Origin of the sequence: Musicola paradisiaca NCPPB 2511, assembly GCF_000400505.1 — a bacterium.
Classification (GTDB): domain Bacteria; phylum Pseudomonadota; class Gammaproteobacteria; order Enterobacterales; family Enterobacteriaceae; genus Musicola; species Musicola paradisiaca.
Window position 1 is genome coordinate 765,549 of the sequence record NZ_CM001857.1, and the last position, 15,408, is coordinate 780,956.

General features: G+C 59.3%; 12 protein-coding genes. 7 read left to right on the top strand and 5 right to left on the bottom strand.

Annotated elements, in window-relative coordinates; genetic code table 11:
* Nucleotides 1-14: 14 nt before the first annotated feature.
* Both DPA2511_RS03545 and DPA2511_RS03550 read right to left on the bottom strand, forming a co-directional pair.
* Nucleotides 15-899 (bottom strand): dihydrodipicolinate synthase family protein, encoded by an 885-nt coding sequence (locus DPA2511_RS03545; protein ID WP_012764319.1) that lies wholly within the window; start codon nucleotides 897-899, stop codon nucleotides 15-17.
* Nucleotides 900-936: 37 nt separating this feature from the next.
* Nucleotides 937-2,073 carry an iron-containing alcohol dehydrogenase gene (locus DPA2511_RS03550; protein ID WP_012764320.1) on the bottom strand — a complete coding sequence of 379 codons (1,137 nt, stop codon included), beginning with the start codon at nucleotides 2,071-2,073 and terminating at the stop codon, nucleotides 937-939.
* A 217-nt stretch (nucleotides 2,074-2,290) separates the two neighbouring features.
* Between DPA2511_RS03550 and dtnK the strand changes: the two genes are divergently transcribed.
* Genes dtnK through DPA2511_RS03565 form a run of 3 tightly spaced genes read left to right on the top strand, consistent with a single transcriptional unit; the run spans nucleotide 2,291 to nucleotide 5,405 of the window.
* Nucleotides 2,291-3,586 (top strand): D-threonate kinase, encoded by a 1,296-nt coding sequence (gene dtnK / locus DPA2511_RS03555; protein WP_023638142.1) that lies wholly within the window; start codon nucleotides 2,291-2,293, stop codon nucleotides 3,584-3,586.
* Nucleotides 3,579-4,559, top strand: coding sequence for a D-threonate 4-phosphate dehydrogenase (locus tag DPA2511_RS03560; RefSeq protein ID WP_012764322.1), 981 nt, complete (start codon nucleotides 3,579-3,581; stop codon nucleotides 4,557-4,559). Before dtnK ends, DPA2511_RS03560 begins: the two co-directional genes overlap by 8 nt.
* A gap of 36 nt (nucleotides 4,560-4,595) precedes the next feature.
* Entirely contained in the window at nucleotides 4,596-5,405 is an 810-nt protein-coding gene (locus DPA2511_RS03565) for a DeoR/GlpR family DNA-binding transcription regulator (protein WP_012764323.1), read from the top strand.
* A 95-nt stretch (nucleotides 5,406-5,500) separates the two neighbouring features.
* Here DPA2511_RS03565 and DPA2511_RS22330 read toward each other — a convergent pair whose 3' ends face one another.
* The 3 genes from DPA2511_RS22330 to DPA2511_RS03580 all read right to left on the bottom strand — a co-directional run bounded on the left by DPA2511_RS22330 (nucleotide 5,501) and on the right by DPA2511_RS03580 (nucleotide 8,548).
* A complete protein-coding gene (locus DPA2511_RS22330; RefSeq protein WP_012764324.1) occupies nucleotides 5,501-6,484 on the bottom strand; it encodes an aldose epimerase family protein in 984 nt (327 codons plus the stop codon).
* A gap of 83 nt (nucleotides 6,485-6,567) precedes the next feature.
* Nucleotides 6,568-7,560: a LacI family DNA-binding transcriptional regulator gene (locus DPA2511_RS03575; RefSeq protein ID WP_012764325.1), complete on the bottom strand. Its 993-nt coding sequence runs from the start codon at nucleotides 7,558-7,560 to the stop codon at nucleotides 6,568-6,570.
* Nucleotides 7,561-7,627: 67 nt separating this feature from the next.
* Nucleotides 7,628-8,548, bottom strand: coding sequence for an ROK family protein (locus DPA2511_RS03580; RefSeq protein WP_012764326.1), 921 nt, complete (start codon nucleotides 8,546-8,548; stop codon nucleotides 7,628-7,630).
* Nucleotides 8,549-8,882: 334 nt separating this feature from the next.
* Here DPA2511_RS03580 and DPA2511_RS03585 point away from each other — a divergent pair, with 334 nt between their 5' ends.
* The 4 genes from DPA2511_RS03585 (at nucleotide 8,883) to DPA2511_RS03600 (ending at nucleotide 15,348) form a co-directional block, all read left to right on the top strand.
* Nucleotides 8,883-11,996: an alpha-mannosidase gene (locus DPA2511_RS03585; protein WP_023638144.1), complete on the top strand. Its 3,114-nt coding sequence runs from the start codon at nucleotides 8,883-8,885 to the stop codon at nucleotides 11,994-11,996.
* 206 nt (nucleotides 11,997-12,202) lie between these two features.
* Entirely contained in the window at nucleotides 12,203-13,489 is a 1,287-nt protein-coding gene (locus DPA2511_RS03590) for an ABC transporter substrate-binding protein (protein ID WP_012764328.1), read from the top strand.
* Between the two features lie 107 nt (nucleotides 13,490-13,596).
* On the top strand, nucleotides 13,597-14,472 hold the full coding sequence (locus DPA2511_RS03595) for a carbohydrate ABC transporter permease (protein ID WP_012764329.1): 876 nt from the start codon (nucleotides 13,597-13,599) through the stop codon (nucleotides 14,470-14,472).
* Nucleotides 14,473-14,508: 36 nt separating this feature from the next.
* Nucleotides 14,509-15,348: a carbohydrate ABC transporter permease gene (locus tag DPA2511_RS03600; protein WP_012764330.1), complete on the top strand. Its 840-nt coding sequence runs from the start codon at nucleotides 14,509-14,511 to the stop codon at nucleotides 15,346-15,348.
* Nucleotides 15,349-15,408: the final 60 nt, after the last annotated feature.

Below are 15,408 nucleotides of genomic sequence, written 5' to 3' on the forward strand. Positions count from 1 at the left end.
ACGAGCGCGTGTCGTCAGTCAGTAAAGGGTTGCGTTAGCGAACGAATGGCCTCTTCGTCCTGCGCTGAGAACTGAATCGGGTAGCGGCTGACGCCGACATCCTGCCCCATCAGTACCAGTGCCTTTTTCACGACCGCAGGAGAAAACGCGATCGCGTACAGCGTTTTGCGCAGCTCGCTGACCTGCTCCTGCGCCTGGCGCGAGCCTTCGACGTCGCCGGCATGGAAACGGTGCCAGATCTGGCTGATGGCTTGCGGCGCCACGTTGGCCAGGCCGGAGATACAGGCGGAGCAGCCATCGACGAAGCCTTGATGGATCAGCGAGTCGGGGCCGTTCAACACGTCAAAATTCGGGATACCTTTGGCCGCCTGCAGGAAACCGCTCAGGCTTTCATAACTGCCTGCGCTGTCCTTGATGCCGATGATGTTGGGGTGATCCGCCAGGATGCGCACCGTTTCCGGTTGCAGGGTATTACCGGTACGCGCCGGAATGTTGTACATGAACACCGGCACCGGCAGCGCATCCGCCACTTCACGGTAATGGGCGATCAGCTCGCTCTGTTTCAGCGGCACGAAGTAGGGGGTGATCACGGAAACCGCATCGACGCCGAGTGCGGCAATGCGTTTGCCCAGCTTGATGGTTTCACGGGTGGAGATTTCGCCGACGTGCGCGACGACCGGTACGCGGCCGGCCGCTTCATCCACGCAGGTTTCCGTGACGGCGACTTTTTCGTCGGCATTGAGCACGAAAAACTCACCGTTGGTGCCGTTGCAGAAAATACCATTGCCGTAGCGCATCTGGCGTTGTACCTGCTGGCGCATGGCGGCGGGATGGAATTCCCCCTGATGGTCAAAGGGCGTGACGATAGCCGTCAGAACGCCTTTAATTGGCTTACTCATTGTTATTCCTCGTTATTCATCAACCAGAGTGATGTGTTCAAAACAAAGTTGAATAGATGGCGTGCACATCTTCGGCACGAACGGTCGTCGGTACGTTTTTCATCAGGCGCTGCACCTGCAGGGCTGATTCCACCAGATACGGCAGGTGATCCGGGCTGATCCCCAGCTGTTGCAGCGATGAAGGCAGATTCAGACGTTTGACCAGCGCACCGAAGTAATCCACCAGCGCCTCGGCTTTCTGCGCCGGCTCGAGGCTGGTATCGGCGTTCGGCAACAGGTCGTAGGCCTGGGCGAATTTTTCCTGCGCCGCGTGCTGAACGAAACGCATGCAGGGCGTCAGCAGGATGGCGTTGGCCACGCCGTGGGGGATGTGGTACTTGCCGCCCAGCGGGTAGGACATGGCGTGCACCAGGTGCGTGCCGGAGTGGGCGATGGCGGCGCCGCCGTAGTAGGACGCCCACAGCATATTGAGACGCGCTTCCAGATTGCCGGGTTCGTTGACCGCAGCGTCGATATTGGCGAACAGTTTCTTCAGGCCGATCAGCGCGTAGTTGTCGCCGACCGGGTTGGAAATGGTGGCGGTGAAACATTCGATCAGGTGGCACAACGCATCGATACCGGTAGAGGCCGCGATGTGAGCGGGCATGCTGGTGGTCAGTTCGGGGATCAGCGCCACATAGTCCGGCAGCATCACCGGCGTAATGATCCCGACTTTGGTTTCTTTTTCCGGAATGGCAAGAATGGCGTTCGGTGTGGCTTCAGAGCCGGTACCGGCTGTGGTGGGGATCATCAGCGACGCGGTGCGGCGCGTCGGTTTGGTGCCCGCCAGCAGGCTTTCCAATGTGATGGCGTCATCGCCGGCGCACAACAGCGACAGCAGTTTGGCGACGTCCAGTACGCTGCCGCCGCCGATGCCGACCACGAAGTCCGGCACTGAGGACGGCAGATTTTGCAGCACCGCCGCAACATCATGCTGGCTGGGTTCAGCGGGCACATTATCAATCACCGACAGCTGTGCAACGCCGGCCGCCAGCTGTTCCTTCAGCGCCTGAACGCCGGGCAGCCCGACAATATTCCGATCTGTGACCAGTAAGACATGCTGTTTGCCGCGCAGCAGATAGGTGATGTCCTGGAGTGCCTGATAACCACTGATAATGGTGCTGTTGATATTCATACTCATACCTTGTTCTGATCCGCTGTGATTCCCGCCTGATTTGATTGATTTTTTTCAATCATGATTCTTTTCTGTGACCGAAAAAAATCGGAAGGCCTACATTCTGCTGCTAATTTATAGAAGAAATTGGTTTTGAATAATTTGATATTGCTCACATATAATCAATTGTGATTCAATATAATCATTGTCAGGTAATCAATCAAAACGGGGCAGTGGTATGCCGAACAGGCAGGAAGATATCCGTGTGCTGGTTGTGGCTGACGACTTTACCGGTGCAAACGACGCCGGCGTAGGGCTGGCGCTTTACGGCGCTCAGGTCAATGTGCTGTTTGACGCCGCGAGGATCGGTGCCGTTTCATCGGGCGACGCCATCGTCATCAATACCGACAGCCGTGCGCTTGACGCCGCAGTCGCGGGAGAGCGCACCGCGCAATCGGTGCGGGGCTGGCGGGAGCATGGCGTCGAAGGCTGGATGGTCAAAAAGGTGGATTCCACGTTACGCGGCAATCCCGGCGCGGAGACCGAAGCGGCGCTGCATGCCGCCGGTGTGTCGCTGGCGCTGGTGGCGCCGGCCGCGCCGTCACTAGGCCGCGTGACCCGCGGCGGTAATGTGTGGGTGCACGACCGTCTGTTGACGGATACGGAGTTCGCCAGCGATCCGAAAACGCCGGTGCGCTCTTCTTCCGTCGGTGAACGGTTGGCGGAACAGACCGCATTGCGGCAGGCGCGGGTTTCATTGAGCGAGCTTCGTCAAAATGGACTGGCGGCACGTCTACAACGGTTGAGCGATCAGGGCGTGCGGCTGGTGGTGCTGGATGCGGAAAATCAGCAAGATCTCGACCTGATCGTGCAGGCCGCCGGGCAGCTGGCTGCAAAGCCGTTGTTGGTGGGATCCGCCGGGTTGAGCGATGCGCTGGCCCGTCATCTGTATCGGCGCGTAGGTAACGCCTCGCGTGCGTTGCTGGCGGTGATTGGTTCTATGAGCGAAATCGCTCAAAAACAAATTCAAATGGCCTGTCGGCGGCCGGATGTGGCGCTGGTGGATATCGATATCGACGCGCTGCTGGCGGTGTCGTACCCGGCTGCGCTGGCGCGCTGGTGCGAACAAGCGGCGGCCACGCTGGCGTCCGGGCACCATTGCCTGATTCGTACCTGCCTGGACGATAGCCAGCGTTTCGAGATCGACGGTTTGTGCCAGCGTCATGGTATGGCGCGTCAGCAACTGGGCGATACCATCAGCCAGCGGCTGGGGGAACTGACTCGCCAGATTGTTGGTCGCCAGCAACCGGGCGGTCTCTATTTATCCGGCGGCGATATCGCGATTGCCGTCGCCAATGCTTTGCAGGCCAACGGTTTTCATATCAAAGGGCAAATCGCTTCCTGCGTACCCTGGGGGCGGTTTCTGGACAGTGTTGTCGGTGATATCCCCGTAATGACCAAAGCAGGCGGTTTTGGTGACGAGGCTACCCTGCTGGACGTTTTACGTTTTATTGAGGAGAAGGTGAGTGAGTAAGATAATTGCGGTAACAATGGGAGACCCGGCAGGTATCGGCCCGGAAATTATCATCAAATCGCTGGCGGAAGGCGAACTTTCCGGCGCGCCGGTGGTGGTGGTGGGATGCGTGCAGACGCTGCGCCGCATTCTGGCGCTCGGCGTCGTGCCGCAGGTGGAGCTGAACGAAATTGCCAACCCGGCGCAGGCGCGCTTCGCCCCCGGCGTCGTCAATGTCATTGATGAACCTCTGGCGGATCCGGCCGGGCTTGAGCCGGGAAGAGTACAGGCCCAGGCGGGCGATTTAGCTTACCGCTGCGTGAAACGCGCCACCGAACTGGCGATGGCGGGTGAAGTACACGCGATTGCCACTGCGCCGCTGAACAAGGAAGCGCTGCATTCCGCCGGGCATCTCTATCCCGGTCATACTGAATTGCTGGCGAAGCTGACCAACAGCCGCGATTATGCCATGGTGCTGTATACCGATCGGCTGAAGGTGATCCATGTGACGACACACATCGCATTGCGCAAATTCCTGGATACGCTGAATCGCGAGCGCGTGGAAACCGTCATCGGTATGGCGGATACCTTCCTCAAACGTGTGGGCTATGACAAACCGCGTATCGCTGTCGCCGGGGTCAACCCGCATGCCGGGGAAAACGGCCTGTTCGGCGACGAGGAGATCAATATCGTGTCGCCGTCCATCGAGGCGATGAAGGCCAAAGGTCTGGATGTGTATGGCCCCTGCCCGCCGGATACCGTATATCTGCAGGCGTATGAAGGCCAGTACGATATGGTGGTGGCGATGTATCACGATCAGGGCCACATTCCGCTGAAACTGCTTGGTTTCTACGATGGTGTTAATATTACTGCGGGTTTGCCGTTCATCCGGACATCAGCGGATCACGGTACGGCGTTCGACATCGCCTGGACGGGCAAGGCGAAGGCCGAAAGTATGGCGGTTTCGATCAAACTGGCGACCCAGCTGGCCTGATAGAATCGGCTGAGGGTAAAACATACGGATATCATTGTGGGGGAAACATTGAGTGACGCATTACGCATAAGCGGAGAAAAAATAAAGGGACAAAGCCGTCTCGACCAGATTATGGATTACCTCAAAGGCCATAATCTGGTGACGGTGGATGAACTTGTGGCCGTCATTGATGCTTCCCCGGCGACGATTCGCCGTGATTTGATCAAACTGGATGAGCAGGGCGTCATCAGCCGTTCGCACGGCGGCGTGACGCTCAATCGCTTCATCCCGTCGCAGCCCACCACCAACGAAAAGATGCAGCGCAATTTGCTGGAAAAGCAGGCGATCGCCCGTCAGGCGGCGACGCTGGTGCAGCCGGGCAGCGCGGTGGTGCTGGACGCCGGCACCACCATGATGGAGCTGGCGCGCAACCTGACCCATCTGCCGCTGCGCGTCATCACCGCTGATTTACAGATTGCGCTGTTTCTTTCCGAATTCAAGCAGATAGAAGTCACCATCATCGGTGGACGTATCGACGATAGCAGCCAGTCGTGCATCGGCGAGCACGGCCGTCGGCTGTTGCGCAGCGTCTATCCGGATATCGCGTTCATCAGCTGCAACTCGTGGAGTCTGGAGAAAGGCATCACCACGCCGACGGAAGAGAAAGCCGGGATCAAGCAGGATTTGGGGGTGAATGCCAGCCGCCGGGTGCTGCTGGCGGACAGCAGCAAGTACGGCGCGTATTCGCTGTTTTGCGTGTCGCCGTTGACGGCGTTGACTGATGTGATTACCGATGGCGAACTGGCGCCGGAGATCCAGCGGCAATTGCAAGGGCAGCCGTTCCGGTTGCATCTGGTGACGGTGTAGCCGGACGAAATCGTCCGAATACGTTGTATTTTCCCTTGCCGAATCACTCGGCCCTCGAATAACACCGCCCCGTCATGCGTGTATGGCAGGGCGTCTCAATATGGACGGCACGTAAGCCGGTAATCGATCGTCAGCGGCTGCTCCGGCGTCAACGCCAGCGCGGTGGCATAACCGGACTGGCTGATGGCGTTGTCCCGCAGACACGCCGGCCCGAGATCCCATGCCGAACAAACGGGCTCGACCCCCAGGCAATAATTCTTTCCTGACCAGGGCGCTTGTCGCCTGCCGCCGTTACTGATCCACAACAGACAGTGCGGCAGTATCGTCGTGTCCCAATGTAATGACAGCACCAGTCGCCGCTGCGGGTAAGTCAGTTCGATGCCGGCGACCGGCGACATCACCTGTAGGATCTCCTCCGTGGCGAACGGCAGCGGCAGTCGGCTGAGATCCAGCGTCGCGCCATCGGCGGCCGGGGCCAGGCGCAAGTCATCAAAGACGGCGCCGGGCTGAAGACGGCTGACGCCCGGTTCGGCTGGCTGTGGGTAGGCCCGCATGTGTAATGCATTGTCGGCGGATAACACCAATTCCCCGGCATCCCCCCCGATGGGAAACACCGGGTGCAGCCCGACGGGCAACCGACAGGGCCGCCTGGCCTGTAGCGTCAGAGAAAAATTCACGTTGCCGTTATCGGCCAGCTGGATAACCCGGCGCAGCGCCGTGAGCGGGTAGTCCGGTGGAAAAACGAAATCGAGTGCGGCGTGGCGGGATGAGCGCCCGGCGAGCGTCCAGTCACGGTTGGCGGGCAGCCCGTGCGGGATACCCGCCAGGTAGCCGTCGCCGTCTTGCTGCGCATGGCCGAACGGTACGCCGACCCACTCACCGCCCAGACGGTGCATCAACGGCGGTTGCCCGGCGCAGGCATCGGCGTCATCGAGCCAGTGGGCGCGGTACAGCAGCGCGGTCGCCTGCGGCGTGCCGGGGCGGAAGGTCAACGCGGATAGCATACCGCCCGCCAGGCCGATGTCGGCGCTCAGCAAGCCATCATCACTGTGCAACATAAAAGAGGCGTTTGGGCTCATGGGCGATTCCTGTGTATTCAACGGGTGAATCGACGGGCTGGCGCGTGGGCGGGATAGTGCGGCGGGGCGACCCCGCCATGCCGTTAATTCAGCCCTTCTCCGGCGCTTTGTCGGGCGACCAGCCGCACGGGCAACAGTTGCTGCTCGTCGTCGCGCGCGCCGTCAATCAATAGTTGCAGCCCGGATCGGCCCAGCGAGGCTTTGTCGATGGCGATGGTGCTCAACGGCGGGTGTGCGACGCTGGCGGTATCGATATCGTCGAAACCGACGATGGCGATCTCCTCCGGTACTTTCACCCCGTGTTGCTGGCAAACGCGGATAGCAATCAGCGCGGCGGAATCATTGTAGGCGAAAATAGCGTCCGGCCGTTGCGGCAGCGCCAGCAACTCTTCCACCGCGCTGACCAGCGAACTTTCGGTATCCAACAGCGGCGGGGCGATGGCTTCGTATTCCGGCGGCGTCAGCAGTTTGGCTTCATACAGCGCCTGCCGGTATCCCTTTTCACGCAGACGGATACTGTAATGCGCCAGACTGCTGGCGAGAAACGCGATACGGGTACGCCCCTGAGCGATCAGATGGCGGGTGGCGAGATAACCGCCTTGCAGATTATCCGGATTAACGCTGGGCAAGCCCGGCGCCCACAGGTCGATCAGCGCCAGCGGCAACTGCATGTTGCGCAGTGCAGCCAGCAGCTCGGGCTCGAAAAAACCGGCGCACAGCAGCGCATCGGGGTCGTGCAGCCGCACCTGCTCTTCCACTGCGTCCGTCGGGCCGAGCGCCAGAAAGCTGAGCGCGATGCCGGCGTCGCGACAGGCGTTTTCCACGCCGAGCAACAACGGCGAATAGAAGGTCAGGGCGCTGGAAATATTATGCTGGCGGTGGAGCAGAAACAGCACCCGGCGCAGCTTGTCGTTGCGCAGACGGGTGAAATCGTAACCCTGTTGGCGGGCGATGGTCAGAATTCGCTGGCGGGTCTCTTCTTTCAACCCCGGCTGACCCTTTAACGCGCGTGATACCGCCCCGGCGGAAACCCCGGCTTCGGTCGCGATATCTCTGATTCTTATCCGTTTCGTCATGCGTTTCCTTTGTGTCTGTGTCCACAGCGATAAGCCGGAATTCACCTTTCCAAACTGTGCCGACAGCCTAGCATAAAGCGCGCGCGGTTGCTCCGGCTCCCAGCCAGGCTGCGCCCCGCACGCCGCTGCTATCGCCGTGCATGGCGGGCACGATCGGGGTGAAAAAGGTATTGCTGAAGGTATAGCGTCCGATGCGCGCTTCCAGACCCTGATACAGCGGGCGGCAGTTAGACAGGCCGCCGCCGATGACGAATACGTCCGGGTCGAGCAGATTCACTACCGATGCCAGCGCTCGCGCCAGCTGATCCTGAAACAGGTCGAAGTATTCCACCGCATGCGGTTCACCGGCTGCCACCGCCGCCATGATATCCATCGCGCTGAGACTGGCGTGATAGCGCTGGTTGTAGCGTTGGGATAGGCCGGTGCCGGAAATAAAGGATTCGGTGCAGTTGGTTTTGCCGCAGTAGCAAACGACCGATGGCCCATCCTGCTCCGGCGTATAGCGCGGCAACACGTTGTGCCCCCATTCGCCGGCGCTGCGATTGCGCCCGTCGAGGACCTGCCGGTGGATGGCGATCCCGCCGCCGCAGCCGGTGCCGAGGATGACGCCGAACACGGTATCAAACCCTTGCCCCGCGCCATCGATGGCTTCCGACAGCGTAAAACAGTTGGCATCGTTGCTGATGGCGATGGGTTGAGCGGCAAATTCCACCAGCATCGCATGCAGCGGCTGCTGGTTAATCGCCAGAATATTGGAGTTCTTGATCAGCCCGTTACTGACTTCCACGGTGCCGGGTAAGCCGATGCCGATGCTGACGGGGCCGATATCCTGACGAGCCTGGGCGATGACGTCGCACAACTGGCGGAAAAAGATCGGGTAACTGCTTTTCTCCGTAGCGTAGCGCTGGCGGTAGACGATATCTCCCTGCTGATCCAGCGCAACGGCTTCGATTTTCGTACCACCGATATCTATACCCAGACTTAACATGTTGATTACTCCTGCACCGAACTGGCAGACAAGGTTCCATCGATAAAACACCCGCGCAGTGTACTGCCATATGTTTACTAAACACAATGGCGTTATTTCTCTTCCATGAAAGTAGGGTTTTTATTAAAATTCATATTTATCAAATAGATAATTTTTATTGGTTTGATGGGGAGGAAAAAATATACCGCGAATGTGAAGCGTCTCACGGAAATGAAAGACGGGAAAATCACTTTATTTACTAAACATTTTTGCGGTGCTATTAAATGAGCACCCCACCGCCTGAAGGTGATGCGGTGCAGCCCTTTCCCTGTCAGATCAGAAGAGTGAAGATGCGATGTTTTTTACCGAAGAGAAACTGAGTCAGCGTCTGGATGAGGTCGCCCAGTATCGGTGGCGCGAAGCTATCGAGGTTGAACTGGCGGACATCTGTTTTGACCGCGAGGGAGAGAACGGCACGCCGCCGCCGCCCGACGCGGCCGACTGGCAGCCGTGTCAACGTGGCTTTCAGTGGCGGGAAAAGGATATCTATGTCTGGCTGCGCCTGCGTATTGCGTTGCCCGCGCACTGGGCGACGGAAATCATCGCGGCACGGTTCGATTTCAGTCTTGGCGTACAGCGCCGCGATTTTGAAGCGTTGCTCTATCTGAATGGCGAACCCTGGCAAGGGCTGGATCAGAATCATGTCGAAACGGTGATCCCGTCGGCGCTGGCAGGGCAGACTATCGAATGCTGTTGCCGGGTCTGGTCGGGCATTCTTGAAGGCAAGGTGCGTAAACATTTTCAGGCGTTTCACGTCGGTAACGGTTTTGAGCGGGTCAGCATCGCGGTGCGCGACGAGGCGGCGACCAACCTGTTCTATACCACCGAGGCGATTCTGCAATCCCTGGCGGTATTGCCGGAAAACGATCCGCATCGCGTGCTGCTGCTTGCCGCCGCCGACCGCGCCTATAACCTGATCGACTGGCGCGAGCCCGGTAGCGCGGAGTGCTATCACTCGCTGGCGCAAGCCGCCGCCAGTCTGGAGCGGGAATACCCGCGCAGCGGCGGCGTGCAGCCGGTCACGGTGCATTGCGTCGGGCATACGCATATCGACGTCGCCTTCCTCTGGCAGCTTAAACACACGCGGGAAAAATGCGCCCGTTCGTTCTCCACGGTGCTGCGGTTGATGGAGCGTTACCCGGAATATGTCTTTTTCCAGTCGCAGCCCCAGCTTTACGACTACCTGAAGCAGGACTACCCGGCGATTTACCGGCAAATTAAACAGCGTATTGCCGAAGGGCGCTGGGAAGTGGACGGCGCCATGTGGGTGGAGGCGGATTGCAATCTGCCCTCCGGCGAATCCTTCGTGCGCCAGATTCTGCTCGGCACCCGCTTCATGCAACAAGAGTTCGGCGTGACGCCGCGCTGCCTGTGGCTGCCGGATGTCTTCGGCTACTCCTGGGCGTTGCCGCAGATCCTGCGCAAAAGCGGCATCCGCTATTTCATGACCACCAAAATCAGCTGGAACGAATTCAACCAGATGCCGCACGACACCTTCACCTGGCGCGGCATCGACGGCAGCGAAGTGTTGGCGCACTTCATCACCACGCCGGAAGAGGGACATCCGCGCTACACCTATAACGGCATGGTCAACGCCATGTCGGTGCAGGGGCTGTGGGATAACTACAAAGACAAGCCGCTGAATCAGGAACTGATGCTGGCTTACGGTTACGGCGACGGCGGCGGCGGCCCGACGGAAGAGATGCTGGAGCTGCTGCGGCGTTTTGAAAAAGTGCCGGCGCTGCCGAATATCCGCCATGGCCGGGTAGACGACTACTTCACCCGTCTGGAACAGCGGCTGGCGGACAGCGATGCCTGGCAGCACGTTTGGGACGGCGAACTCTATTTCGAAAGCCATCGCGGCACCTACACCAGCCAGGCGCAGGTGAAAAAGGCCAACCGCCGCGGCGAGCTGACCTATCGCCGGCTGGAGTGGTTGCATGCCCAGGCGGCGGTCAGTCACGCCGACTGGCCTGCTTATCCGCAGGTTACGTTGAACGCCGGCTGGCAAATCCTGCTGCGCAATCAGTTCCACGACATCATCCCCGGCTCCTCGATCGCCGAGGTCTACCGTGATGCCGCCGACGGGTACCGGCAGGCGGAACAGCTGGCCGACGAGATGCTGGCGCAGTGTCAGCCGCGGTTGCTGTCGGCCCGCGCTGATGCGGTCAGCGTACTGAACAGCGCCGCCTGGCCGCGCAGCGATCTGGCGTTTATCGCCGGCGACGGCGCGGGGGGCTGGATGCAGGCGGACGGACAACCGTTGGCGTCGCAGGCGGTGGCGGGCGGCTGGCTGGTGGCGCTGCGGGAGATTCCCGCGTTGTCCGGCGTCGCGCTGTATCGCCGCGCTGAGCAAGAGGCGGGAGATTTACCGTTTAGTGTCGGCGAGCGGCAGGTGGAAACCCCGTTCTATCAGATTAGCTGGAACGAACACGGCCAACTGACCCGTATTTTTGACCGGCAGCACCAGCGGGACGTATTGGCGGATTGCGGCAACGTGTTGACGGTTTATGAAGATAAACCGCTGAAGTACGACGCCTGGGATATCGAGATTTTCTATATCCAGAAACAGCGTCCGGTCACTGAGTTGCTGTCGGCCACGGTGCGCGAGCAGGGTGAGTTGTGTTGCAGCATCGAATTCGTCTGGCGTTATCACCACAGTCGTATCGTGCAGCAGATGCGGTTGTACCGCGACAGCCGCCGTATCGATTTCCACACTCAGGTGGATTGGCAGGACTATAACCAGTTGCTTAAGGTCGGTTTCCCGGTGGCCGTCCGCGCCACCGAAGCCACCTACGACATTCAGTTCGGCAACGTCAAACGCCCCACCACCTGGAATACCAGTTGGGACTATGCCCGTTTCGAAAGCGTGGCGCACCAGTGGGCGGATCTGTCCGAATACGGTTATGGCGTCAGTTTACTGAACGATTGCAAGTACGGGCACGCCATCCGCGACAACCTGATGCAACTGACGCTGATTAAATCGGCGGTGAGTCCGGATGCCCACGCCGATCGCGGCCAGCATGAATTTACCTACTCGTTGTTGCCCCACGCCGGAGACTGGCGCGAGGCAGGGACGGCGCAGCAGGCGTTTTTCCTGAACGAACCGTTGTTGCCGCTGCCGGGCGAGTGGTTGCCGGAGGCGCCGCTGGTGGCGTTCGATCATCCGTACATCCAGCTCGACGCGCTGAAAAAAGCCGAAGACGGCAACTGGCTGGTGGTTCGGCTGCACGAGTTCGCGGGCGGGCGTCAGAACGTCGTGCTGCGCTGCGCCCGTCCGGTGCGCTGGTGGGCGGAGAGCGATTTGCTGGAAAATTTGTCCGCTAAACAGATGGATGCGGGGCAAACATTGGAACTGCACTTTGCGCCCTATGAAATCAAGACGTTGGTACTGTGTCTGGCGGACTGAACGCCGTCGGATCAGGCATTGAACCGGGACGCGCTGTGATTTTGGTCGATCCTGGTCACAGAACCTGCGGTGGCCGATTTACTGTCTCTTGATTTTGTTTACTATAAATATCGTTGTTTAGTAATCAATTTAAAACTTAAGTACCACCCACAATATCCTTTCATGCGACGGCACCAGGGCCGCCGGGAAACGAGGAATAAACAACAATGAACATCTTAGCCAAAGCAGTGACCACCGCATTACTGGCCAGCACCGCGCTGGCCGCCCATGCCGCCGATACGCTGGAGGTTTGGATCCGCGCCAATAACAATGCTCGCGTTATCTATGAGCAGGAAGCGGCGGCGTTTGAAAAAAGCACCGGCATCAAAGTGAATTACTTCACCGCCAGCACCGATTTCGAACAGCGTCTGGCGCGGGCGGCGGTGGGCAATACCCTACCGGATCTGATCGTTAATGACGCCGCCTACATGGGGCAGTTAATTCAACTGGGCGTGGTGGACGCCATCGACCCGTCGACGCTGAGCAACGGCAAAGATTTGCAGCCGGTGGCGCTCGGCAGCCTGAAATATTCCGACGGTAAATACTACGGCATTCCGACTTCGGTGCAGGCGTCCGCACTCTATATCCGCAAAGACTGGCGCGAAAAGCTGGGCCTGCCGCAGCCGAAGACCTGGGCTGACCTGAAAGCGCTGGCTGAAGCCTTCACCAACAAGGATCCGGATGGCAATGGCAAGGCGGATACCTACGGCTTCGGCCTGCCGGGCTCTTCTACCCGCGGCTACGCCAGCTGGATTCTGGCCTCCTTCATCTGGCAGGCGGGCGGCGAGTTCGTTCAGCCGGTGAACGGCGGTTTCAAGGGCACCATGACCGACAAAGGCGTGGTGGACGCGCTGACGTTCATGCGCGGCATGGTGTGCGAGAAATTGACCCAGCCCGGCGCCGTCAACGCGGTGACGTCGGATATTTCCAACGCCTTCCGTTCCGGCCAGGTCGGGATGGTGTTGTCCGGGCCGTACAGCTTGCCGGTGTTCTCCGACGAGCCGGGGCCGGACAAGTTTGAAGTGGTGAAACCGCCGCGCGGCCCGGTCAGCCAGGCCAGTATCGCTGAAGGCGAAGCGATTTATCTGGTGAAAAGCGGCAAACAGAAAGCGCTGGCGGCCAAATTCATCGACTTCATGATTTCGCCGCAGGGCCAGACCATCGGTACCGCCGTGGGGATGCCGAACGAGCCGATTGTGCGTCTGCCGGTGAATAAAAACGTGGATGCCAACGCGGTGTACAAAGATGCGCGCTGGCAGGTGTTCGCCGAGCAGTACGCTGCTGACGGCCACTATGTGCCGGGCGTGCCCAACTGGACGCCGATTCGCCAGACGACGGCGGAAGGGTTCAACCGCATTCTGGCGGAGTGCGATTCCAACATTCCGGCCGAACTGGAAAAGCTCAACGACAAGGTTAACGCTGAACTGAGCAAGCAAAAGGTGCTGGCTAAATAAGCCCTGGCCGTGAAGCCCCGGTTTCCCCGCTGCCGTCTGGCTGGGGAAACCGTCGGTGTGTGCCGAGCGGTTCCGTATTCTTTCCATTCCGGGCAGTAGAGAAGCATATGATTAACCCCAGACTGAAACGACAATTGACGCCCTGGCTGTTTTTGGCCCCGGCATTACTGGTATTTACCTGGTTCAAATTCATTCCCATGGTGCAGGGGATGGTGATGAGTTTCTATCAGGTGAATTTTGGTCAGCCGGACGAGTGGGTCGGCCTGGGCAATTTCACACGTCTGTTGTCCGACTCGGATTTGCATGCCGCGACCGTCAACACCTTGATCAACGTAGTGGTCACGTCGCTGGTGTCCGCGTTCATCGCGTTTTTCCTGGCGATTGTGCTGGAAGGCCCGGCGCGCCACCTGCGCTTTATCCGCACGGCGATCTTCCTGCCCGCCATCACCAGCGCGGCGATCGTCGCCGAGATGTGGAAGATTTTGTTCAACCCGACGCCCGACGGCGTCGTCAACCATCTGCTGTCTTGGCTGGATATCGCGCCGCAGGGCTTTCTTACCGATCCGCATCAGGCACTGTTTACCGTGATGTTGCTGCAAATCTGGAAAGCGGTGCCGTACAACATGGTGATTTTTATCGCCGGTCTGGCCGGTATCAACCGCGAGTTGTATGACGCCGCGAATGTCGACGGCGCCAGCCGCTGGCAGCGGCTGCGCTATGTCACGCTGCCCGGTTTGTTGCCGGCGATTTCGGTGATCATCATGCTGTCGTTTATTCGTGGTTTCCGCGTGTTCGCCGAGGTCTACGCCTCGACCGGCGGCGGCCCGTCCAACGCCACCGAAGTGGTGATGACGCAAATCTACAAGGCTGGGTTTATTCAGTTCGATTATGGCTATGCCTCGGCGGTTTCTTTTGTTCTGTTTATTTTCACGGTGCTGCTGACCCTGATCCATTTCATGGTGAAGAAGCGTTACGTGAAGTAGTTGATGGCAACCAGAAGCACACACAGGGTGAATGCAATGAAAATGAAAACCTGGGATCGCGTCGGCTGCGGCATTATTTACGCCGCCGTGCTGATGGTGTTTGTCGGTCCCTTTCTGGGCATCATCATGACCGCCCTCAGTGGCGTCACCGTCAAGCCGGGGGAATTGGTGCTGTGGCCTCAGCACTTTACGCTGGAGAATTTCCGCCGCGCGTGGCTGGAAGTCGGCGTCTGGAAGTACCTGCTGAACTCACTGTTGGTGGCCGGCGTCGGGCTGGTGTTTCAGGTCGCGGTGAGTTCGCTGGCGGCGTATGCGCTGGCGCGTAAGAAATTTCGCGGCGCGGCCATTATCGGGCTGATTATCCTCTCCACCATGATGCTGCCGGAGGAGGTGATCGCCATTCCGCTGTACGTGATCATCAACTGGAAATTACCGCTGATCGACATGTCTATTTCCAACAGCTATCTGGGGATGATTCTGCCGATTGTCGGCTGGGCGTTTTCCATCTTCGTGCTGAGCGAATTTATGTCCGCCATCCCGCGCGATTTGGAGGATGCCGCCCGGGTGGACGGCGCGTCCGAGTGGCAGATTTTCTTCCATGTGATCCTGCCGCTGGTGCGCCCGGCGCTGGGTACGGTGGTGATTTTTGGTTTCATCATGATTTGGGATCAGTACCTGTTGCCGTTGATCGTGGTGAACCAGGAGAGCATGTACACCATTCAGGTGATGCTGCGGGTGCTGAGTTCGGATGAAAACAGTTCCCAGAACGTGTTTATCGCCATCACGCTGCTGGCGATGCTGCCGAGCGCCATCGTCTATCTGGGTCTTCAGAAGTATTTTAACCGCGGGCTGTTGTCCGGCGCGGTGAAAGGGTAATTCTGCGGCGGTGTCCGCATTGTGGTCGGCGCGCGCCGCAGCGGCGGCCGACCGCGCTAA